General features: G+C 42.4%; 16 protein-coding genes and 3 pseudogenes. 11 read left to right on the top strand and 8 right to left on the bottom strand.

Features of this window, described 5'->3' with window-relative positions; genetic code table 11:
• Window positions 1-83: 83 nt before the first annotated feature.
• Window positions 84-659, top strand: a complete 576-nt coding sequence (locus tag JOD82_RS25455) for a TetR/AcrR family transcriptional regulator (RefSeq protein WP_069011159.1) — start codon at window positions 84-86, stop codon at window positions 657-659.
• A gap of 169 nt (window positions 660-828) precedes the next feature.
• Here the strand turns inward: JOD82_RS25455 and JOD82_RS25450 are convergent.
• Window positions 829-1,229 (bottom strand): annotated as a pseudogene (locus JOD82_RS25450) (MBL fold metallo-hydrolase); the annotation flags it as partial.
• Window positions 1,230-1,657: 428 nt separating this feature from the next.
• Between JOD82_RS25450 and JOD82_RS25445 the strand changes: the two are divergent.
• Window positions 1,658-3,160 (top strand): alpha/beta hydrolase family protein, encoded by a 1,503-nt coding sequence (locus JOD82_RS25445; protein WP_209950183.1) that lies wholly within the window; start codon window positions 1,658-1,660, stop codon window positions 3,158-3,160.
• A 657-nt stretch (window positions 3,161-3,817) separates the two neighbouring features.
• Window positions 3,818-4,597 (top strand): annotated as a pseudogene (locus JOD82_RS25440) (glycoside hydrolase family 16 protein); the annotation flags it as partial.
• A 53-nt stretch (window positions 4,598-4,650) separates the two neighbouring features.
• Here JOD82_RS25440 and JOD82_RS25435 read toward each other — a convergent pair.
• From JOD82_RS25435 to clpP, 3 genes and pseudogenes are all read right to left on the bottom strand, one after another.
• Window positions 4,651-5,190: pseudogene (locus tag JOD82_RS25435) on the bottom strand (MBL fold metallo-hydrolase); the annotation flags it as partial.
• A gap of 88 nt (window positions 5,191-5,278) precedes the next feature.
• Window positions 5,279-5,485, bottom strand: coding sequence for a hypothetical protein (locus JOD82_RS25430; protein WP_039275041.1), 207 nt, complete (start codon window positions 5,483-5,485; stop codon window positions 5,279-5,281).
• A 55-nt stretch (window positions 5,486-5,540) separates the two neighbouring features.
• A complete protein-coding gene (gene clpP, locus JOD82_RS25425) occupies window positions 5,541-6,125 on the bottom strand; it encodes an ATP-dependent Clp endopeptidase proteolytic subunit ClpP (RefSeq protein WP_069011152.1) in 585 nt (194 codons plus the stop codon).
• Between the two features lie 199 nt (window positions 6,126-6,324).
• Between clpP and JOD82_RS25420 the strand changes: the two genes are divergently transcribed.
• Window positions 6,325-7,050 (top strand): RNA polymerase sigma factor, encoded by a 726-nt coding sequence (locus JOD82_RS25420; protein WP_209950180.1) that lies wholly within the window; start codon window positions 6,325-6,327, stop codon window positions 7,048-7,050.
• 153 nt (window positions 7,051-7,203) lie between these two features.
• Window positions 7,204-7,479, top strand: coding sequence for a hypothetical protein (locus tag JOD82_RS25415; protein ID WP_209950179.1), 276 nt, complete (start codon window positions 7,204-7,206; stop codon window positions 7,477-7,479).
• 80 nt (window positions 7,480-7,559) lie between these two features.
• Here JOD82_RS25415 and JOD82_RS25410 read toward each other — a convergent pair whose 3' ends face one another.
• Window positions 7,560-8,207 carry a DUF4303 domain-containing protein gene (locus tag JOD82_RS25410; protein ID WP_245249141.1) on the bottom strand — a complete coding sequence of 216 codons (648 nt, stop codon included), beginning with the start codon at window positions 8,205-8,207 and terminating at the stop codon, window positions 7,560-7,562.
• Between the two features lie 800 nt (window positions 8,208-9,007).
• Between JOD82_RS25410 and JOD82_RS25405 the strand changes: the two genes are divergently transcribed.
• From JOD82_RS25405 to JOD82_RS25385, 5 genes are all read left to right on the top strand, one after another.
• On the top strand, window positions 9,008-9,277 hold the full coding sequence (locus JOD82_RS25405; RefSeq protein WP_039275052.1) for a CD3324 family protein: 270 nt from the start codon (window positions 9,008-9,010) through the stop codon (window positions 9,275-9,277).
• Between the two features lie 303 nt (window positions 9,278-9,580).
• Window positions 9,581-10,579 carry an alpha/beta hydrolase fold domain-containing protein gene (locus JOD82_RS25400; protein ID WP_069011149.1) on the top strand — a complete coding sequence of 333 codons (999 nt, stop codon included), beginning with the start codon at window positions 9,581-9,583 and terminating at the stop codon, window positions 10,577-10,579.
• Between the two features lie 97 nt (window positions 10,580-10,676).
• Window positions 10,677-12,743, top strand: a complete 2,067-nt coding sequence (locus JOD82_RS25395; RefSeq protein ID WP_209950178.1) for a thioredoxin domain-containing protein — start codon at window positions 10,677-10,679, stop codon at window positions 12,741-12,743.
• 401 nt (window positions 12,744-13,144) lie between these two features.
• Window positions 13,145-15,145: a methyl-accepting chemotaxis protein gene (locus tag JOD82_RS25390; protein ID WP_029515044.1), complete on the top strand. Its 2,001-nt coding sequence runs from the start codon at window positions 13,145-13,147 to the stop codon at window positions 15,143-15,145.
• Window positions 15,146-15,288: 143 nt separating this feature from the next.
• Complete coding sequence (locus tag JOD82_RS25385) at window positions 15,289-17,850, top strand: response regulator (protein ID WP_209950177.1); 2,562 nt, start codon at window positions 15,289-15,291, stop codon at window positions 17,848-17,850.
• Window positions 17,851-17,855: 5 nt separating this feature from the next.
• On the opposite strand, the gene JOD82_RS25380 is transcribed toward JOD82_RS25385, so the two are convergent.
• A complete protein-coding gene (locus JOD82_RS25380) occupies window positions 17,856-18,542 on the bottom strand; it encodes a response regulator transcription factor (RefSeq protein ID WP_029515042.1) in 687 nt (228 codons plus the stop codon).
• 591 nt (window positions 18,543-19,133) lie between these two features.
• Here JOD82_RS25380 and ectB point away from each other — a divergent pair.
• The gene (gene ectB / locus JOD82_RS25375) at window positions 19,134-20,396 is read left to right on the top strand and encodes a diaminobutyrate--2-oxoglutarate transaminase (protein WP_029515041.1); all 1,263 of its coding nucleotides are present in this window, start codon (window positions 19,134-19,136) and stop codon (window positions 20,394-20,396) included.
• Window positions 20,397-20,483: 87 nt separating this feature from the next.
• Here the strand turns inward: ectB and JOD82_RS25370 are convergent, their stop codons facing one another.
• The gene (locus JOD82_RS25370) at window positions 20,484-21,002 is read right to left on the bottom strand and encodes an NAD(P)H-dependent oxidoreductase (protein WP_029515040.1); all 519 of its coding nucleotides are present in this window, start codon (window positions 21,000-21,002) and stop codon (window positions 20,484-20,486) included.
• Window positions 21,003-21,165: 163 nt separating this feature from the next.
• On the bottom strand, window positions 21,166-22,290 hold the full coding sequence (locus JOD82_RS25365; protein ID WP_029515039.1) for a GGDEF domain-containing protein: 1,125 nt from the start codon (window positions 22,288-22,290) through the stop codon (window positions 21,166-21,168).
• Window positions 22,291-22,299 lie beyond the last annotated feature (9 nt).

Raw genomic sequence — 22,299 nt, 5'->3', positions numbered from 1 at the left:
ATTAGTATCGCATAATCTGTAAGATATCTTACACGGTATATATGAAGTGTTCGAAAACTTACACATAAGGAGCAAGTGGTTAAATGAATGAAGATATCAGAATTTATAAAACAAAAATAGCTATTGAGCGAGCTTTCATTGAATTACTCCAACAACATGATTTTAAAGATATTACGATCAAAAAAATTTGTGATCAATCCCTTATCGGACGTTCTACGTTTTATAGTCATTATTTGGATAAGTACGACTTGCTAGAAAAGATAGTTAAACAGTATGCTTCTGATTTTAAAGTTGAAATTGAGCAGCGTTTTGATTCCATGGAAGATGGCAAGGTGGCAAACGCCATAGAACTTGTAACCGATCAAATGATTAAAAATAAGATGGAAATTTCAACATTGTTAACCGTTCATGAAATATCCGCCGATTTACGTAAAGAATTTGAACAAATTTTGTTTCGGACTTGTTTAGATTATTTAAAGCAACAGAATTCTTCAACTTCGATCGCATTGGAGTATTTAGCTGAACTATATGCTGCTAACTCAATGACGTCTATTCAGTGGGTTTTGAAAAATGGCAAAGATACTAACATCATTCTTCTTTTAGATCAAATGCAAGAATACATTTTTAATCAGTTAAAGTCTGATCTATATACAAGTTAGCACGCGTGGAGTGATGTTTTTATGACTGATAAATCATCAATGGGTTGCAGAAATAAACTTTAAAGAAGGGGTTGAAGGGAGGAAACAGTAGGAGAATTGAAGCACTGGTTCAATTCTTCTACGCTAACAACATCGTTTCACGAAAAGGTAGCTTGCTGGAACTTTAACTTTATAATCCTTGGGTAAGTCCTAATATCTGATCATTCACATGTACATTACTTAATCCCCCGTGATAACAAGCTACGGATGTAATGTCGAGATCTAAATACTTTTTCAATGAGAGACGAGCTGCACCCACATCCGGTGTGGTCGGGACATGAATCCCCCCCCAGAATCCCGTTTACACTGTACATCGAATCCCCGGCAATAAGAGTCTTACTTTGCCTTTCGAGGGATCTCAAGGTGACTATCTTTTAAAAGGGGGATATCCCCCTGAATATACGGCTTATCTAGTTCGTGTGCATAGACTTTGATATGATTGCCACACTCCTGCAAAATCTCAGGAAGACAACCTATATGATCGACATCCTGATGCGTCAAAATCACAGCTTTTAGTTGGCCGAACGACACGTCTTAGCTGAAGCATTTTCTACTCCCTGTGAAATTTCCATAATATCGGACTTCACGAACACGAATTTTTGTCACATTGCCGTGAACTGCATCACGTACATATTCCGTATATTGTGTTTGAGTCACAGAAATTGGTTTCGAGACACCAACAAGTAAATGCAACGTTGCATCATAGGTGTACGTTGTTGGTACACCCAACACGTCAACAGTGCTTGTGATACTACCATAGTCGTTATAAGTCTGTGATGTATTAACCACATACTTATTGGTATTTACTGATTCATCCTTGGTTTTACGAGTCTTCCAATACCGCAAGATCGAATTACAAAATTGTTAGGTAGATGTAAGGCAAATCGATAGCTTAGGCCAGCCTGGCAGGATAAGATTAGAACAAACGAAAATAGAAATTTTTTAAAAGGAGAATCGAGATGAGGCTGTTTGAACTGTTGCTTTTATTGTCAAACATCGGCTTATTTGTATTAACCGTACTATTAAAAAAAGGACGGCGTAGAATTCCAGTATTCGTTGCAAGCGGGATTGCCACACTTTTACTGGTCATTCATTGGACGGTGGAAGGATACAGAGTTCAGCTATTATTCCCATATTGCATAACGATCATTTTTTTAGCCATTTCAGGTTATAGCTATTTTAAAAAAAACGGTCCCAAAAAAATCCCACGATTCATGTTGGGTTCAGCTTATACCGCTATAGCAATAATGCTGGTCGCAACAGCGGGTCTCATGTATGCTTTTCCTGTATTTAAACTACCTGAACCGACAGGCGAATTTAAGGTAGGAACGCAAACTTTTCATTTCGTGGATACAAATAGGGAAGAGATTTTCGACGAAGCCAGAGAGGGTAAGAGAGAATTGATGGTTCAGGTCTGGTATCCGGCTCAAGCTAGCACCGGCAAGTACGCTCCCTTTATTCCCGATACCCAGATTTTACGTTATATGGCCGCGAACTATGGCCTTCCCGAGTTTACGTTTCAACACCTGAAGTACGTATCCAGTCATGCTTATTCGGGGGCCGAAGTCTCTTCGGCACAGACTTCATACCCGCTGATCCTTGCGAATCCCGGCAACGGCTCTTCCAGGTTTCTTCACACGTCGCAAGCCGAAAATCTCGCGAGTCATGGATATATCGTGGCAGTGATCGACCATACCTACAATACATTTGCAACCGAGTTTCCGGACGGGCGAATCACGACCAGCACAACCAACGACTTATTCTCGCCCGACCATGATTACCAGACGAGTAGAGGAAATCGCGACAAGTTGGGAAAAGTTTTAACCGGCGATGTGGCGTTTGCGTTGGACCAATTCGAGCTCATCCAATCGGGGTTGATTCCAAGTCATCTAAAAGGGAGGATTGATCTCGGTCATGTCGGGACGTTCGGTCATTCCATCGGCGGAGCGACGGCCTATGACGCTTCTTATGATCCGCGAATCACGGCTGGAATAGACCTTGATGGAGGGCTTTATCGACTGCGTGACAGAGAGGGTCTACGAAAGCCGTTTTTGTTCATCAACTCGGAAAGCTATTTCGAAAAATTGAAAATGGTGATGGATAACCGGGTCTACACGGATGCAGAGCTTAACCGTATGGGATCAACAAGAGAGTGGGAGGATCAAGTAACGGAAGATAAAAAGTTGGAGCTTGAACGGATGCGCGAAACGGTCGACGAAGGAGGACAAGTCCTCTATATCGAAAATACGGAGCATTTGAATTTTACCGACGTACAGTTCATTTCTCCGATTTTCAAAATGCTGGGCATTACAGGAAAGATTGCGCCCGAAAGAGCGAACTCCGTTATCAATGCCTATATGCTGGATTTCTTCGATAGGTATCTGAAAAATCAAGGCGGAATCTTAATGAAAGGACCGGATAACCGCTTTCCGGAGGTGAAGTTCGTAACCTCGCTATTATAAATTACGGAACAGAGTACCGATTTTGATATGCTCCCCTTCAAGTAGACAGGTTTAATAAATAAACCGCTGCTTGAAGGGGAGTTTTATTTTGTCTAAGAAAAACGAATACAATGCGATTGAGAAACTAGCCATCATACAGGAGTTAAAAGCAGGACAGAGCAGCCGTGTGGAAGTAGCAAAAAAACATAACACAGCGTTACCACCTTAGTGAAGTGGCGACATCGCTATGAGTTGTACGGAATTGAGGGGGAAGGTTTCCTCCGGATAAGAAGATTTGTGGATGCTCGCCGCCACGTGTCTTCTGGTAATCGTAGATGACCGACGGGGCTACACCGCGTCCGGTGCGATACGTGCTACTACGTTTGTTTTAATGGCAGTTAAATTTCTTATTGATTTATAAAGACCGGCTTTATCTATATGAGAAAGTTATTTTTAAGAAAAAACCTTAAATATAGGTTGAATATGGATTTTGTTTCCATTATACTCCTGCTTGAGCGGTATACTTTTTCAATCGTCTATCTACGATTCTAATTTATGAGCTGTCCAAGAAGAAAAATATAAATAGAGGTGATCCCCCTTTCAATCGTCAATACCGCTTGAAGGCTTATTTTCTGAAGTGTCTAAGAACTTGGATTATTATTATTGAGGAGGGAACTAATGCTAAGAAAAGGATTATGTGCGGTTGCGCTGCTCAGTCTCCTAATCGTTCTGCTTCCAGCAATGCATGCAAGCGCAGCACCGAACTCGAATCTTGTGTGGAGCGACGAATTTAATGGAACTTCGTTAAACCGGTCCAATTGGACCCCTGAAATCGGTACCGGAAGCGGCGGATGGGGAAACAATGAACTGCAGTACTATACCAACCGTACGCAGAATTTGCAGGTTACCGGAGGCAATCTGGTGATTACGGCACAAAAAGAAGCTTACGGCGGAATGAATTACACCTCTGCCCGGATCAAAACTCAAGACTTGAAAAAATTTACTTATGGGAAAGTAGAAGCGCGCATCAAGTTACCGTCCGGTCAAGGGATATGGCCAGCTTTCTGGATGTTAGGCAGCAACATCAGCTCGGTAGGTTGGCCGAAATGCGGAGAAATCGACATTATGGAACGTGTAAACAACAATCCTTCTGTGAATGGTACTGTGCATTGGGATGCGGGAGGCCACGCTGACTTCGGGCGGGTATCGGGCAATCTGGATTTTTCCCAATACCATGTGTATAGCATCGAGTGGGACTCCAAGTATATCCGCTGGTTTGTCGACGGACAGCAGTTCAATGAATTTTATATAGAGAACGGAACCGGGAACACCGAAGAATTTCAGCAGCCGTTCTTTATTCTCCTGAACCTAGCGGTCGGCGGAAACTGGCCTGGTGCTCCCAATAACTCGACGCAGTTCCCGTCCCAAATGCTAGTCGATTACGTGCGTGTCTATCAATAAAGTGTGGGCATTAGATACAATTCATATGAACATTATAAAAGCAACCCCGGTCATTTACGGGGTTGCTTCAATTCGCTATAAATTAACTCGCCACTAAGTCCTAATATCTGATCATTCACATGTACATTACTTAATCCCCCGTGATAACAAACTACGGATGCAATGTCGAGATCTAAATACTTTTTCAATGAGAGACGAGCTGCATCCATATCCAGTGTGGTCGGGACATGAATTCCCCCGAGAACCCCGTTTACACTGTACATCGAATCCCCGGCAATAAGAGTCTTACTTTGCCTTAAATAAAGACTGATATGACCAGGAGTATGCCCAGGCGTATGGATGACGCGAATCCTGCCGCAAAACGGCAGTTCCTGACCATCTATTAAGGTATCGTCCACTTTGCCCTTCGGGCGATGCACAAGGTGACTATCTTTTAAAAGTGGGAGTTCCCCCTGAATATACGGCTTATCCAGTTCGTGTGCATAGACTTTAATATGATCGCCACACTCCTGCAAAATCTCAGGAAGACAACCTATATGATCGACATCATGATGCGTCAAAATCACAGCTTTTAGTTTGTCGAACGACACGTCTTAGCTGAAGCATTTCTACTCCCTGTGAAATTTTCATAATATCGGGCCTCCGTACAATGTAATTGACACCCATACTAAAATAGGTTCAAGGGGCGAATCCAACTCTATGGCGTTGCCGTTCCTTAATGTCAATGGATACGGTGCGAATAGATGTGATAGGAATAACAAGCGTCTGATATTGCGTAAGATATTTAACGAACTTGTCGTCAATCTGATCCAATATCCCGTCGCATACATTTGCCCCATCTATAAAATGAATAGTTACTTCCTTACCTTGTAAACTTGCTAACATGATATCACCTCATATTTTCTTAAAGTTCCTTGCGGATCATTAGGGTTTGAGCACTCTATAAAGAAGTGATCACCTGATCAATAACACCATATTCCAGTGCCTCCTGAGCGGACATGTAAAAATCCCGGTCCATATCTTTTTCGACTTTTTCAAAAGATTGTCCGGTCCGTTCAGCTGTGATACGGGTTGCCTTTTCACGAGTCCATAAAATTCGTTTTGCGCTGATCGCAATATCGCTGGCCTGACCTTGTGCGCCGCCGTGCGGCTGATGGATCATGATTTCACTGTTCGGCAACGCCGAACGTTTCCCTTTGGCGCCCGCTAGCAACAGGATCGCGCCAAACGAAGCAGCGAATCCCGTACATATCGTGTGTACATTGGGTTTGATGTACTGCATCGTATCATAAATGGCAAATCCTGCGGAAGTAGAGCCACCCGGGCTGTTGATATACATGTAAATTTCTTTTTCCGGATCTTCTGCCGCCAGGAACAATAATTGAGCAATAATACTGTTAGCCAAATGATCATCGATGGCTGCCCCGACAAACACAATACGATCCTTTAATAGTCTGGAATAGATATCGTACGATCTTTCACCTTGAGCAGTTTGCTCAACAACATAAGGAACATAAACACTCATTTTGATACCCCCAATTTCCTGTTTTCAGTTGATTTCTCCTTGTAAACGAACCGAGGCCGTAAAAAGATACGGAGGTTTCAATGGGAAAACGATTTGCGTAAATGGTGTAACTTTTACAACCACTTGTTCGTTTACATTGGAGGTAACAAAAGGCTTTGCTCTAGGAAAGGGCAGAATAAGACCGTGGAGGAGAGGACCTGTGCGCATAGATGATTCTATACAAATGACAGATAATACAATAAACATCGAGAACTTGGAGGAATTACAGGCAGTCCTGAAGCGTTACTGTCTGTCGCTTACGAAATCAAATTGGGATGCGGAAGAATTGGCTCAGGATACTTGGGTAAAAGCATTAGGAAAGTTAAACAATTTCGAACATACAAACCCCAAAGCGCTTTTGCTGCGGATTGCGAAGAACACCTGGATTGATGAGATACGGAGAAAAGCAGTCTTTACTCGGATATTGAACAGGGAACAAGCGAAAGTGACTGAACCGGATCATGGAACTGTTGAAATTGAGATAGCGTTGCAGTCCTTAATGAATCATCTATCACCGCTTCAGAGAACTGTCTTTTTGCTGCGAGATGTGTTCGCATTTTCGATTAGTGAAACATCCGATATACTGGGCACAACAGAGGGAGCGATAAAAGCTGCACTTCATCGGGCACGAAAATCGCTTGAAGCAGTCAAGGAGGATCTCCTCAAAGGAGAGTTATCCTTACCGGAAAGTGAAAACTCGAAAACTTTTCTGAGAACGTTGACAGCGGCATATCATAGGGGGGATATTGCAACATTGGTTATGCTCTCCCATCAGGATGTAATGGAGCCGGACGTGGTAATCGGAATCGTTAATCATAAGCTGCGCCGGAGTCTCGCTTCAGTAAAACAAACGGATTTCCATAGCATGAGTATGATAGCGGCGTAGTTTGCGAAGAGAAATGTGGAACTCATCATAGTGGTTATTTCTGATAAAACATGTTCCCGGTCATTCCAATTTATAGCTCTTATCTGGGATTAAAATGAAGTATATTAAAGAAGATAGCGGAAGGGGAAGGTTCAAATAGGTGAATTAGAAAATTTGTTAGAAGATAATAACCCCATAGTCTTATATCATGCAATGACACAGATAGGAAAAGAAGGCTTCCGTACAGAGAAAATGATAAAAAAATTAAGTGAATTATCATTAAAAAGGGAACCCCAAGATAAACTATTAGGTTATTATAAGGTGGGAGACCTAGCAATAGCGACTTTGATAAAACTTGGAGAAAAGAAAGAAGAAATATCTGGATTTAGAACTTTAGATGAATTTGAAAAAAAGATGGTTTTCCGATTATTTGATGAAGTTGAATGGTAAGAATTCCTGTTCATCTGGATGAAAGCTTTAAATAAACTTATTTCAACTCGAACCAAGAGGAGAAATAGGTTTATTCGTATCTAATGGGCATAAACCAAATGAAAAGGATACGTAATCAATCGATGCATGGGACAAGCACATTGCGAATTAAAGCAATCTACCTGAACGAAATGAGTGTAATATTTCAAACTGTATTTCTTTTGATAACGATGCAAGAAGCCATCAACTAGTTTGGCGTTTGTCATCTGAATTACAGACCGATCTTCGAATTCCTCGGCCATATCATCATCCGTCATGGACACGAAAAAAATAATATCTTCTTTGGCTTGACCAAATTGATTGAAAAGCACGTAGTCAGTTTCCTTAACTACCTTGGCCATAATTTTTATCATTTCATCTTTATAGTCAAGCACATTGTCAGTTGCATATAGAAATTTGCTAATATGATTGAGGTGTGTTGTATCACCATATTGATATTCGCAAAATCCCCATCTATAATAATTTTCATCTTCCTTGCTGTTGCACAGCCCTTGGGCTTTCATGTTTGTGATATGTCTAACAAGTGATTCCTCTGTATTAACAGCAAGAAACAAAGTGGCAAAATCGCTGTCTGTCCCAAAAGCACAAGTGTAAACTTTCTCATTCTTCACTTCTTCCAGTATGCTTTTAAGATCATCCAAAAATCCTGCCCTAAATCTTTCCTCAAATTCATTCAAAAAATTGTTCATCTGGTTCATATGCTCCTTTATGAGTCTTATGCTTGATTATACATTATCATTATTTTGTTTGTAAGATTGGTTGCGAGACCATTAGTGGGTAAAGTGATACCCAAATTCGTAGGACAAACAAACCTTATCAGAACTTTTTCCACAGTTGGTTTAGAAATTTTGGTGTAGCATTTTGGATTGAGCTACTGGTTGCTCAGCCAATAGCAAGATTTGCAATGAAAAAAATAAACGCAAGACAGGCTAACCAAGCAGAAAGTGTAAATCAGTAACATCTAGAAGCCGCTCCTAGGCTAACGAGGACTCCTGTTCAGCTGGATAAATGCACTTAATTTCAAATTTTTATTCGGAAGCTAAGTTAGAAAGTGTGTCTCACACTCTGAAAAAAGTATTGGGGAGTCGGTTATGGATGGTAAAAAATTTGTTCTTATGCTTTTACTTTTTTGCTTGTTGGGCATTGTAGGTCTAGTTGCTTTAATCTACGGATTTATGTGGTTCGTATTCATGGTTAGTGTTTAAAATCAGCTATCTAACAGCTCAATTTTTAATCGCTTGCTTTTTGCTGATATCATTTAGCTGGTCCCAGGTGAGCAGAAGTTATGCTATACTTGCGAGGTAAAAGGGGGTGCCTACTGATGGAGAATCTGTTAGGATTGTCTGTGACTTCTTACACTCATGCAAAGCCAATTATTAAGAAAGCGTTACTTTGTATGGGGCGAAACAATTTTTAACGCTGAATAAGCTTTTTAATATTTTTGGCTTTGCACCTTATTTTAAAAAATCAAAATAAGGGGCGAGTAAAATTGAGATATACGAATGCTTCCAAAGTTTTACCTCAAGAATTAATTATAGAAATCCAAAAATATGTTCAAGGAGAGACTCTGTATATTCCTAAGCCAAAAACGGAATATATGGATTGGGGAAGCTTGAGTGGCGGGAGATGGTTGCTAGAACAGCGAAATGCCGCAATCAGAAATGCTTTTCAAAATAGAAGCAGTATCGAGCAATTAGCTAATGAGTTTTTCCTCTCTACCGAAACCATTAAGAAAATTGTTTATTCACATAAAAAGTAGATGGACATAACGTGATAAGCTTAAGACGCGACCGGATAATCGCTATGAACGACCAATCCGGTCGCGTCTTTTTGTTTGGTAAAAGGTTTGATGTGCCTTCGCATTCCCACAGCCAGATTCCGAAATACTTTTTTGGCATTCCATTTTTTTATAATTTTTATGTCAAGAATGATTCTAACTCGTTGTTTTCATTTATAAAGCTGATTTTAAACTTAAAATATAAATATAAACGACAACAACAATTGAAGGGAAATATGTATTGATTCATTGTCTTTAAAACAAGAAAGTGAGGAAAAGATTACTATGAGGGAGCAAAAAAGTAGAAGTAGACATCTGATTGATCCAGAAATTATCAGTGCAGTTGATTTAATACCAACAACCGATCTTACCGAATCTACACTAAGGGAAGCACGTAAAAATCAATCTCAAATGATGCAACAAATAGATGTAACGCAGATGTTCCCTATTACATTAGAAAAAAAGGCTGTGCCAAGTTATTTTAGTGGTCCAGATATTCAAATCGAAATCATTAAGCCCAAACAATCAAAGCATCATAAGATGCCTCTATATTATTCGATACACGGAGGCGGGATGGTCTTAGGAAGTCCAGTCGTGGATCGTCCTGCTAATGCATCTCTTGCGGCACAACATGGTTTCTGTTGCGTATCCGTGTACTATCGCCTAGCACCAGAGCATGTACAGCCAAGTCAGTTACAGGATTGTTATTCGGGCCTAAAATGGTGCATTGAACATGCGGAAGAGTTAGGGATAGATACTCAGAAAGTTGCCGTAGGGGGCAGCAGCGCTGGCGGCGGTTTGGCGGCTGGCCTAGCCTTGTACATTCGTGATCAGAAGGAATTCGAAATCCATCATCTAAGATTAATGAGGCCAATGCTAGATGATCGCACAAGTACCGCACCAGAGCACCCATACGCAGGAGAGTTTATTTGGACAAAACAAAGTAATTATTTTGGCTGGAAATCTGTATTGGGGGATGAACCGGGTCAGGAGGAGGTATGTGAGTATTATGTGCCGGCTCGTGCTAAGTCATTGGCCGGATTACCACCGACTTATATAAATATAGGTACCATTGATTTATTCATTGATGAATCCTTGTTTTTTGCAAAACAATTGGCCTTTGATGGAGTCTTAGTCGAATTACATGTCTTTCCCGGGTACCATCATATGTCGCCCGCGTTTCCGGATGCACATTTTTCCAAAGAAGGGGCCAGAACAAGTGAATACGCCTTACTGAAAGCTCTCGAGATCTTTGATATAAATTCTAATGAGTATAATGCTTGAGAGTCATTATCTTTTTTCATCTCTTCCGACTTTTACCACCCATTTAGGGTAAAATAGTACCAAGTATAAAATTCAACTACGGAAGTGGTGATGTCCCATGACAACGAGCAGCAAACCGAATAGACTATCCAAGGAAAAATCACCGTATTTGCTACAGCATGCTCACAATCCGGTAAATTGGTTCCCTTGGTCAGATGAGGCTTTTGAAATGGCTAAACGTGATAACAAGCCTATTTTCCTATCTGTTGGCTATTCCACTTGCCATTGGTGCCATGTAATGGGGAGAGAATCTTTCGAGGATGAAGAAGTGGCTGAGGTATTAAACCGGGATTATGTATCCATTAAGGTGGATCGTGAAGAACGTCCAGATGTGGATCATATCTATATGTCCATCTGCCAGACGATGACGGGGCATGGAGGCTGGCCACTGACGATATTGATGACACCGGATCAGAAACCTTTTTTTGCGGGGACGTATTTGCCCAAGGAGCAGAAGTTTGGCCGTGTCGGACTGTTGGAGCTGCTTGGCAAGGTGGGTACCCGGTGGAAAGAACAGCCGGAAGAGCTGGTGGAGTTGAGTGAGCAGGTACTGATCGAGCATGAGCGGCAGGACTTGCTTGCGGGTTATCGGGGTGAACTGGATGAACAGAGCTTGACTAAAGCTTTCCATGAATACAGCCACACCTTCGATAAGGAATATGGCGGCTTCGGGGAAGCACCCAAGTTTCCTTCTCCGCATAACCTGTCTTTTTTGCTGCGATATGCACAGCATACGGGGAATCAACAGGCACTGGAAATGGCAGAGAAGACGCTGGATGCGATGTCCCGGGGCGGAATCTACGACCATATAGGCATGGGGTTCTCACGATACTCCGTGGATGAGAAGTGGTTGGTGCCGCATTTTGAAAAAATGCTATATGACAATGCTCTGTTGGCCATCGCGTATACAGAGGCTTGGCAGGTGACAGGCAAGGAACTGTACCGACGGATTACAGAACAAATCTTTACATATATCGCAAGGGACATGACGGATGCAGGTGGTGCCTTTTATTCGGCGGAGGATGCGGATTCCGAAGGAGAAGAGGGGAGATTCTATGTCTGGGACGACTCTGAGGTAAAGGCTGTACTAGGCGATAAGGATGCCGCCTTTTTCAACGATTTGTATGGGATTACACCTTACGGCAATTTTGAAGGTCACAACATTCCAAACCTGATTGATATCAATCTGGAAGCCTATAGGATCAAGCATGACTTGACTGAGCAGGAACTGGAGCAGCGGGTTAGTGAGCTACGGGCCAAGCTGTTTGCTGCCAGAGAACAACGGGTTCATCCTCACAAAGATGACAAGATTTTGACCTCGTGGAACGGATTGATGATTGCTGCACTGGCGAAGGCAGGACAAGCTTTTGGAGACACGAGATATACAGAGCAAGCTCAGAAAGCGGAGACGTTTTTGTGGAACCATTTGAGACAGGAGGACGGACGGCTGTTGGCGCGTTATCGGGACGGCGAGGCAGCTTATCCCGGTTATGTGGATGATTATGCTTTTTATGTGTGGGGCTTGATCGAGCTATATCAGGCGACCTTCGATGTACAATATCTGCAACGGGCATTGACGCTCAATCAAAATATGATCGATTTGTTCTGGGATGAGGAACGGGACGGATTATTCTTTTATGGGTCAGATAGTGAGCAGCTCATTGCCAAGCCTAAAGAAATTGATGACGGAGCCATTCCGTCAGGTAACAGCATTGCGGCCTATAATTTTGTGCGGCTTGCGCGGCTAACGGGTGAATCTGGATTGGAGAACTATGCAGCCAAGCAGTTTAAGGCTTTTGGCGGTATGGTTGCTCATTACCCGTCAGGCCACTCCGCGTTGCTCAGCGCGTTGTTGTATGCGATGGGAACGACGAAGGAGATTGTGATTGTGGGTCACAGGGATGATCCGCAGACCGTACAGTTCATTCAGGCGGTTCGAGCTGGGTTCAGGCCGAATACGGTCGTTATTTTGAAGGATGAAGGACAGTCGGAGATTGCAGAGACAGTTTCTTATATCCGTGATTATGATCTTGTGGAAGGCAAATCAGCCGTATATGTGTGTGAGCATTTTACCTGTCAGGCACCTGTTACCAGGCTCGAAGATCTGAAGGTGTTGTTGGATTAGAACTGAATAAAGCGATCGAACCTAATCCCCTTGGGAGTAGAAAATATATGGCGATTTTCAAAAATGACCCTATGTTTGCTACCTTCAGGGGGATTATTTTCATGTTAAGTGGTAGGTATAGTGAGATGAAACTAACACTTTCTTAACATCTATACTGCATTTTTTTTAATATTTTTTAGGTATATTATATCAAAGAACCGGTTCCGACCAGCCTTGCTGTTTTCGAAAATAAGTACATATACCTATTTAACTAGCGTGTTTATATCTTTTATGTCCAAGCGTTTTAGCAGCAGATGTGAAAAATGTGAAAGAGAGTCTGTCGGGTGATTGTCGTCATCGGCAAGACGAAGAGGTTCGCTATAGGTTGGGAAATACAGGTAATGAAATGGAGATGTTTATTAATGAAGAAGTTATCGGGGAAAAAGTGGCTAGTCGCAAGGAAGCTCAGCAAAAATTTTAAAACGAAGCTAATGGTCGCCTTTATTGCATTTTTGATTTTACCGTCCATGATCGTGGGGGCTTTGTCGTTTATAAGCGCGAGTCAGCAGATTCGAAACCAGATTGAAGAAAGTGCCGAGCAGGCTATTGTCCGCACTAATTTTATTATTGATAGTACTATTGAACCCAAGGTACATGACGCAGACTATTTTGCAGAAAGACTAAAAGGCAATCGGGTAGAGACGGAGGAACAAGCGGCGAATTTGGAAGAATTCTTTAAGCAATATATTGCACTCCATCCTGAAACAGAATCCATTTATTATGGTACGAAGGACGGCAAATTTACAACCTACCCACAGAAGCAATTACCAGATAATTATGATCCACGAGTCAGACCTTGGTACGATAAAGCGATAAAGGAACAAGCGAAGGCAGCAATTAGTTCTCCTTATCTTTCGGCAAGCTCGAAGCAAATGACGGTTACTGTGTCCAAGGCAACGTCAGATGGATCGGGTGTTATTGGCATTGACCTGAAAATGAGTGGTATTAAAGAGACGTTGAACAATATTAAAGTAGGTCATGAGGGTTATGCCATATTGCTGGACAATAACCATACTTACATTGTTCATCCGACGAAGGAACCAGGTACCAAAATTACAGATATTGAATCACGCATGTTTCAGAGTGATACTGGTGAATACGAGTATGAGTATGAGGGCCAGCTCAAATATATGAACTATGCGACTAACAAGCTGACTGGCTGGAAGATAGGCGGAACGCTGTATTTGTCTGAAGTCGATGATGCAGCAGGACCGATTTTGATCAGCACTTTACTAACCATTGTCGGTTGTCTTGTGATTGGTATTATCATTGTTTATTTCCTGATCCGTTCCATCATCAAACCGATTTTAAAGTTAAAAGAACAAGCGGTAAATGTGAGCGCCGGAGATCTCACACAGGACATTCAAGTAAAGAGCGAGGACGAGATCGGAGAATTAGGAGTAGCTTTTCAAAATATGCAGAATAACTTGCGATCTGTCATTCAGAACGTAGGGAACAGTGCAGATCATGTCACAATTTCTTCCAATGAACTGACAATAAGCGCGGAACAAACCAGTGCTGCAAGTGAGCAGGTGTCCCAGGCTGTACAAGAAATTGCCAGTGGTGCAGAGAAGCAGACTACAGGGCTGGAAAATAATTCGGTGGCCCTGGATGAAATTGCACAAGGGATCACCCAAATTGCTGAACGATCGATTTCGGTAGCTGATTTGGCCAAACGATCTGCCTTGCAAGCCGAGGAAGGACGAAAGTCTGTTGAGCAGACAGGCGAGCAAATGAATTCCATTCATCAATCAGTAGAGCGTTCCAACCAGATGATTCAAACCTTGCAAGCCCGCTCTCATGAAATCGGTGAAATTACGAAGGTTATCGGCGATATCTCCAATCAGACAAACCTGTTGGCATTGAATGCAGCTATTGAGGCAGCCAGAGCGGGCGATCATGGAAAAGGCTTTGCCGTCGTTGCTGATGAGGTGCGTAAGCTGGCAGAGCAGTCTCAGACATCCGCCACACAGATTGCCACCTTGATTGCCGAAATTCAGCATGAAACCGAAACAACAGTGAAGACGATGGACAGGGTCACGACTGAGGTGCAGGATGGACTACAGATTTCCAAAGCAACCATTGTCAAGCTGGGTTATGCGATGGAAGGCATTCGAGAGACAACACCTCAGGTAGAGGAGGTCGCTGCGATTGCAGAGCAAATATCAGCCAGTGTACAAGAAATCGCAGCGACAGCCAACGAGCTGGCGACGATTGCAACCGGTAATGCCGCCACATCTGAGGAAGTTGCTGCCTCCTCACAAGAGCAACTGGCTTCCATGGAGGAAATATCAGCTTCAGCACAGTTGCTTTCGACGATGGCTGCTGATTTGAAGATGATGATCAGTCGTTTCAAATATTAAAACGAGCTTGAACCTTATGGAATCTATAGTACAATGAATGCTCGGGACAGTTCTTTAAGCCTTATGGCATAAGGAATCTGTCCTGAGTTTTTTGTATTTTCGATATATTCTAAAAAAAATGGAAGATTATAGGGGGTGGACACTTGGTTCGAGATTTAGTGCTATGTGCTATCGTGATTTTATTGTTAGTTTTGGTTTTTCAGCGTCAACTTGTTCGTCAGGCGATCACAGGTGTATTTTATGGAGGAGCGGGAATTTTGTTCTTATGTTTTGGCATAAGCGATAAAACACCGTTGACCTGCGTGCTAGAGTTAGGGATGGGTCTAATGTTCATGACTCTGTTTGTGCACACTTTAACCACCGCTAAGTATACATATGGACAACGTTTGTTAAACAAAGACCGTGATCTGCTGAATTTACTAGGTGTTCAACCTGGCTTTACCTTCAAGCTAGAGAAAAGCGGTAATGAATTTTATTATAGGCTGCTTGAAGGTGAATTGCTGGAGCGCGTGGGTCTGAATATGCAAGTCAACTACAATAAAAGGGAGCATGTGAAGCGTCTTGGGGACATTTTGGAGCTTTCCTCTGAAACGATGGAGCAGCTTTGCCAATACTACAAACAGGCCTGGTTCGGTGATCGGACCGTATTTGAATTGGAGTTTTGGGAATATTCGGCTCTCATTACCTTACATCCGGTTATGGAGGACGGGGTTACTAGCTCTGTTATCGGTCACGCATTGGATATTACGGAGTGTAAAGCCTCAGAGCAGAAGAGAAAGGAAGTGGACGAGGCTAACCGTGCGAAAAGCATTTTTTTGGCTCATATGAGTCACGAAATCCGCACCCCGCTGAATGGAATCATCGGTCTGTCAAAGCTGTTAAATAAGACTGAACTGACTGCCGTTCAAAGAGATTACCTCCACAAGCTTCTCGCTTCCTCTCGTACCCTTTCATCCATGCTCAGTAACGTATTGGACTTTTCCAAAATGGAAGCCGGCAGTCTGGAACTGGAAAAGGTAGAATTCGAGCCGGAAAAAATGCTTCGGCATCTCGCAGATACCGTTGGAACTTTACTTGAAGATAAGGAAATAGAGGTTCTATTTATAATGGACCCGGCGTTACCGAAAAGCTTTAAGGGAGACCCGCTTCGAATCGAGCAGGTGCTTTCAAATCTTCTGACCAACGCCATCAAGTTTACGGATCAGGGACATGTATTGTTACAGGTAAAAATGCTAAGTCAGCAGGAAGGGCGAGTAGGCGTTTCTTTTATGGTAGAAGATACGGGCATAGGAATTTCCGAGACGTGTATGGACAAGCTATTCGTCCCTTTTATCCAGGCGAGTACAGCAACCAGCCGCAGATATGGGGGCTCTGGGCTGGGTTTGGCCATTAGCAAGCATTTGGCTGAAGCTATGGGGGGGAAAGTAGAGGTGAAAAGCCGATTAGGAGAGTACAGTCAATTTCACTTTAATGTCGAGCTGGAAACTGGGGAATTGAATGCAGGAAGCACACGAATAGAAAAACAAATCAAAGGCAAAGCCCTAATTGTTGCGCAGCATGAACTGGTGAGATACAGCTTGAACGAACTACTGCAAGACTTGGGATTAAAAACATTCACTATTTCATCCTTCCAAGAAAGTGTGGATGCTTTTCAAAAGGGTGAGCATTTTGATTATGTTATCATTGATATGGGGATGGAAGGTTTGAGAGAACTGGACTCCCGGAGGCAATGGCTTCAAATGCTGGATAAGCAGATAACTCAGATCATTGGACTTACAACCGTGTTTCAGATGGAAAAAATAGCTGCAGGGGACATGGATTATAGTGTGGATGCCTTTTTGTCCAAGCCCGTTACCCGGAACGCTCTGCTGGAGGTTCTCTGCTGGAAGAAGGAACATTCAGTGCCTGCAGATGGTAATACTCTGGAGACTCATGCGACGATGAGTTCCCGCAATGAGATAGGGGATACAACACAAAAGTATCAAATTCTCATAGCAGAGGATAACGAAATTAACCAGGTGGTGATTACCGAGTTTTTAGCAGAGCGTAACTTTGAGGTAACGATGGTCACGAACGGAAGGGAACTAATAGCGTTACTTGAACTGCGTTACTGGGATATGGTGCTGCTTGATTTGCATATGCCAGAGATGGATGGTTTTGAGACGGCGAGACATATTCGGAGAAACAAAGCTTTTAACAGGCTTCCCATTATCGCTTTTACCGCTGATGCTGTGCAGCATGAACAGGAAGTTTGTCTTCGTGCCGGTATTAATGCCGTGTTGCTCAAGCCTGTCCATGAACTGACCGCTGCTAGAGTGTTAACTAGCTGGATTAATTTAGCGTGGCTGCAAGATTTACATGGTATTCACGCTGAGCAGTCGATAGCAGGTATGGATGGCAAGGTGTATATTTTTCAATTTGCCCTTTACAAATGGATACAGGAATACCAGTATCTCGATAAAAGAGTTGTGAGAAAAATGGACAATGGACAGTTATCTTCTGCTCTTCGATTAATCCACTCGCTTAAGGGAGGAACGGGGAACCTGTGCGCGCCTGAGTTGCTGGCAAAGGTTATAGAGCTGGAAAAGGCATTGAAGCGCAGCAATGAAACCTCAACAGGAGAACTGTATCCAGACTGGAAAGAGCATCTGAGCGCGGTTCAGAAGGATATTAACCAAATCAAGTCATCACTTCCTTGGAGCTGACCGTGTTATTGCATAAATTTGTAGCCGATTCCCCAGATGGTCTTAATCAATTGCGGTTTCTTAGGGTCTTTTTCGATTTTTCTGCGTAAATGGTTAATATGTACGTCCACGGCCCTCTCGTTAATAAAGGAGTCTGTGCCACGGAGAGCCTGAATTAAAGCATACCTGCTGAATACAATTCCTCGGTTCAAATAAAAAAGCTTCATAAGCTCAAATTCTGAATATGTTGTCTCCACATTTTGTCCGTTAACGGTAATCATTCTTCTCGCTAGATCCAAAGTAATGCCCGTTTCAGGTTCAGGTGCTCTGCCACTTCCTTGTAAGCGCGTGATTTCAATACGACGAAAAAGAGCCTCCATCCGTGCTTTTAGCTCTTGCATACTAAAAGGCTTGCAAATATAATCATCTGCTCCCAACGTAAGTGTACGAATGCGCTCTGATATGTTGTTTTCTGTAGAAATCACGATGATGGGGACGTCCGTATGCTTGCGTATCAGTGGGCAGGGATTCACGCCATCCAAATCTGGAAGCAGCAGATCCAGCAAAATAATATCGGGCTGTACGACCTTAAGCCTTGCAATACCCTCAGACGCTTGTTCCACTCGAGTAACGTTGTAGTCTTCTCCTGTTAAATACAAGGAAAGGGTATCTCCCAGCATATTGTCATCTTCAATAATCAAAACATTAGACATGATCATATTTCCTTATCTTTCTATCAAATTCGAGCCAAATAGTTAGGATAACTGCAATGTTTACAACAAGTTTTGACAGGTTCTGTTGATAGAGTAAACTCCTTTGGACAGTCTGTCAAAAGATCAGGTTTGTTGTGACAATCCTGTGGACAATTAGTCCAGATGTATATCTATTTGATATGGAAATGTACTATTTTTGAGATTTATCACTATAATACGACATTTTTCGTTTTATTTTAACAATATACTACAAGCCGCTGATGATAAATTACAAAAATTTAACAAAACACCTCAGAAACATGCATTGACTTAAATGAAAATTATGGTATTTTATTACATAGGAGTTGACATCCTCTGATAGGCCTCTTAGAAAAACCCACTATTTAATCTTCTACTAATCTACTCTCATGTGCTATCTCTGTATTTAATTTTAGTACTTTAATTGTTCTTGTAATCGTACTCATGATTCTTTGGTGTGGATATCCCATTGTGAATTCAGACTGTCTTCTCATTTAGATTACATATTTACACTTTTTTTGCTTTCCATGCTTGTATGTTTTTAAAATCAGGTCAGCGGGAGGACGAGAGATCATGAACACATTCGAAGCGCTGGAGTCCAATGTAAGATCCTATTGCAGAAGTTTTCCAGTTGTATTCAACAAAGCTAAAAACGATGTACTGTACACGGAGACAGGCAAGGGTTACATTGACTTTTTTGCCGGGGCAGGGGCTTTGAACTATGGGCATAATAATGATTTTATGAAAAACCGGTTATTGGATTATTTGACATCCGATCGGATTATGCATGGTCTGGATATGTACACGACGGCCAAGCAAGAGTTTATGGAGTCTTTTTCAGAGCGTATTCTCCAGCCCAAGGGCTTGAATTATAAGCTGCAATTTTGCGGACCGACCGGAACCAATGCGGTGGAAGCAGCACTGAAACTTGCACGCAAGGTGAAAAACAGAAATGGTATTTTTGCCTTTATGGGTGCGTTCCACGGAATGTCGCTGGGTAGTTTATCGATTACCAGCAACACCTCCATGCGAGAGAGCGCAGGGGTTCCCCTGAACAATGTTACCTTTATACCTTATAACAGCACATTTAACGGAATGGATACCATTTTGTATATGGAGCAGCTTTTAACAGACACCCATTCAGGTGTGGAAAAGCCTGCCGCGATCATTTTGGAAACGGTACAGGCTGAAGGCGGCATTCATATTGCAGATACCGAATGGCTGCGTGATTTGCGACAGTTGTGCGATGATCATGATATTTTGCTTATTGTGGACGATATTCAAGTCGGTTGCGGTCGAGTTGGTTCGTTCTTCTCATTCGAGCGGGCGGGAATCGTTCCTGATATGGTTGTTTTGTCCAAGTCGATCAGTGGATACGGTTTGCCCATGTCTCTATTGCTGCTCAAGCCAGAATTGGATATATGGAGTCCAGGTGAGCATAACGGCACCTTCCGTGGAAATCAGCTTGCTTTCGTCGGGGCAAAGGCGGCGCTTGAGTTCAGAGATACGGTAGGGCTGGAAGCACAAGTGAAGGAAAAAGAGGCTTTTGTTCAGCAGTTCTTGCGTGAACAAATCCAATCCATAGATCCTCTTATTGAAATTCGCGGCATGGGATTGATCTGGGGGATTGATGTATCTCATCTGGGAGAAGCGTTCGCCAAGGAGGTAACGACTCTCTGCTTTAGTAGGGGACTCATTGTTGAGCGTGCTGGGCGTAACGATACAGTAATTAAAATTATGCCAGCGTTAACGATAAGCTTGGAAAACTTGCGTAAGGGCTGCGACATTATTAAAGAAAGCATGGCACAGGTAACCAGTACCTTGGTTACGATGTAATCAATCAGTAAAGCCCCTTGGTTGGAGCTGCCGTCTGCTGTAAAGCAGGTATGACAGGCGCCGTCCAAGGGGCTTTCTAGTAAAAAATTAAGAAATAACTGTTTGCGCGTATTTTTGTGCGGATTGGTCTAGTTGCTCATCGGTCAGTACTGCAGCACCATATTGTACGAAATAAGGGAGCAATTTGACACCAATCATATGGCCTGTAGCTTCCAGAGGTCTCAGTAGCTCTTCGATCGTATACCTATTCCGTCCGTCATGTTGATAGTTTTCCTCAACACTGGCAGCAGACAAGGCAATCAACAACTCTTTGCCCTGTAGCTTGCCACCTTCGCTCCCATAAGCCCAGCCGTAGGTTAGAACCTTATCCAGCCATTTTTTCAGTAGGGAAGGAGTGCTGTACCAGTAAAAAGGAAATTGCAGAACGATACGGTCATGCTGCTCTAGCAGTTCCTGCTCCTGGGCGACATTGATTTGCTCATCCGGATATACTTCATACAGGTTGTGAACGGTCACGCCGGATTGTTTCTTGAGTTCTTGCACCCATCTTTTGTTAATTCGAGATTCCGCAAGATCAGGGTGAACGACAATAACGAGGGTTGGCATACAAAAATCATCTCCTTAGACTTATTTTTAGTAAGTAAATAACCAATACATATGTAACTATTTTAGTTTCAACTTATGGAGTTGTCAACTCTATTAAATTTTGAGCTCTATATACAAGAAAACTCCGGCAAGCCGGAGTCTCATCAAATGAAGCGTTTTTACATTAAGCGGTATGATTAAGAGCAACAATTTTGTTTTTCCCGGAGCGCTTGGCTTGATACAAATAGTTGTCTGTCTCCTGGAAAAATACATCTTTGTCTTTGTTCATATCCTCGGTATAGCCTTTTAATCCAATGCTAACGGTTACGGAAACGATTTGCATTTTCTCCTGAAAGGTCATATTCTCTACTTCACGCCGGATATTCTCAACGATCTGATAGGCTTCCTCAGAAGTATGCTCAAACATCAAAATAGCAAATTCTTCACCGCCATAGCGGGCCGGAATGTCATTCGCTGTAATTTGCTCTGTAATGATTTGAGAGATGCCTTCCAAAATTTTATCACCGAACTGATGTCCGTAATTGTCATTGATTTTCTTGAAATTATCAATATCCACTAACGCCAGATGGATGATCGCTCCTTGTTCAGCATATTCGAGTGCTTTTTCATAAAAGTTTTGAAAGGACAAATGATTGTACAGCTTTGTCAAACCATCAGTCATTGACATTTTGCTGATAATCGCATTACTGATCATTAATTCCTGTTGGGCACGCTTTGTTTTATACAAATCCACTAACAAATCGCGGCCGCTGGCCTGAATAATGAGAGCAAGAAAGGTGGACATAATCAAAAAGGTTGGAATCGCCACAATATCAAAGTCTGACAAATAGCTGCGGAATGATCCATCTGCTGCCAGCAACAGAAAAAAGACGACCACTTGCAATACAAAGGAAAGCCATATTAAGCGACGATTGAAGAACAGAATAGAAGAGAAAATAGGCAACAAACATAGCGCAGGAATAATCCGGATATCATAATTTAGGCGAATAATCATCCAGCAAATGACGGTGCTTGCCATAAACAGGATCGCAAAAGAATACCTGTTAAATTTAAAATGAGCCAACTCTGCCAGTAAGTTGGAACCACTCATGATTAGCGTAGGAACAATCAGGGTTCCGACGTAAAATTCATAAGGCGAAGCGGCGTAATCAAGAAATAAGTAGCTGCCCAGCTGGACGATAAAATGTACAGCTATAATCATCCAATACAGTAATAACATTTTGCGTACCCAGTGGGCTTGCTTTGTTTTGTAATCCATGGTTTGAGTAAGCCGTTTTGTCTTGTTCATGATGTCACC

It is taken from the genome of Paenibacillus sp. 1182, from assembly GCF_017833915.1.
Lineage (GTDB): Bacteria > Bacillota > Bacilli > Paenibacillales > Paenibacillaceae > Paenibacillus > Paenibacillus polymyxa_D.
The sequence above is the reverse complement of the archived record's forward strand: the minus strand, read 5'-3'. Positions and strand labels throughout refer to the sequence as shown.

Coding starts and splice junctions, on each gene's coding strand:
- JOD82_RS25455 (WP_069011159.1), top strand. CDS start 84: ATGAATGAAGATATCAGAATTTATAAAACAAAAATAGCTATTGAGCGA.
- JOD82_RS25445 (WP_209950183.1), top strand. CDS start 1,658: ATGAGGCTGTTTGAACTGTTGCTTTTATTGTCAAACATCGGCTTATTT.
- JOD82_RS25430 (WP_039275041.1), bottom strand. CDS start 5,485: ATGTTAGCAAGTTTACAAGGTAAGGAAGTAACTATTCATTTTATAGAT.
- clpP (WP_069011152.1), bottom strand. CDS start 6,125: ATGAGTGTTTATGTTCCTTATGTTGTTGAGCAAACTGCTCAAGGTGAA.
- JOD82_RS25410 (WP_245249141.1), bottom strand. CDS start 8,207: ATGAACAATTTTTTGAATGAATTTGAGGAAAGATTTAGGGCAGGATTT.
- JOD82_RS25400 (WP_069011149.1), top strand. CDS start 9,581: ATGAGGGAGCAAAAAAGTAGAAGTAGACATCTGATTGATCCAGAAATT.
- JOD82_RS25395 (WP_209950178.1), top strand. CDS start 10,677: ATGACAACGAGCAGCAAACCGAATAGACTATCCAAGGAAAAATCACCG.
- JOD82_RS25390 (WP_029515044.1), top strand. CDS start 13,145: ATGAAGAAGTTATCGGGGAAAAAGTGGCTAGTCGCAAGGAAGCTCAGC.
- JOD82_RS25380 (WP_029515042.1), bottom strand. CDS start 18,542: ATGTCTAATGTTTTGATTATTGAAGATGACAATATGCTGGGAGATACC.
- ectB (WP_029515041.1), top strand. CDS start 19,134: ATGAACACATTCGAAGCGCTGGAGTCCAATGTAAGATCCTATTGCAGA.
- JOD82_RS25370 (WP_029515040.1), bottom strand. CDS start 21,002: ATGCCAACCCTCGTTATTGTCGTTCACCCTGATCTTGCGGAATCTCGA.
- JOD82_RS25365 (WP_029515039.1), bottom strand. CDS start 22,290: ATGAACAAGACAAAACGGCTTACTCAAACCATGGATTACAAAACAAAG.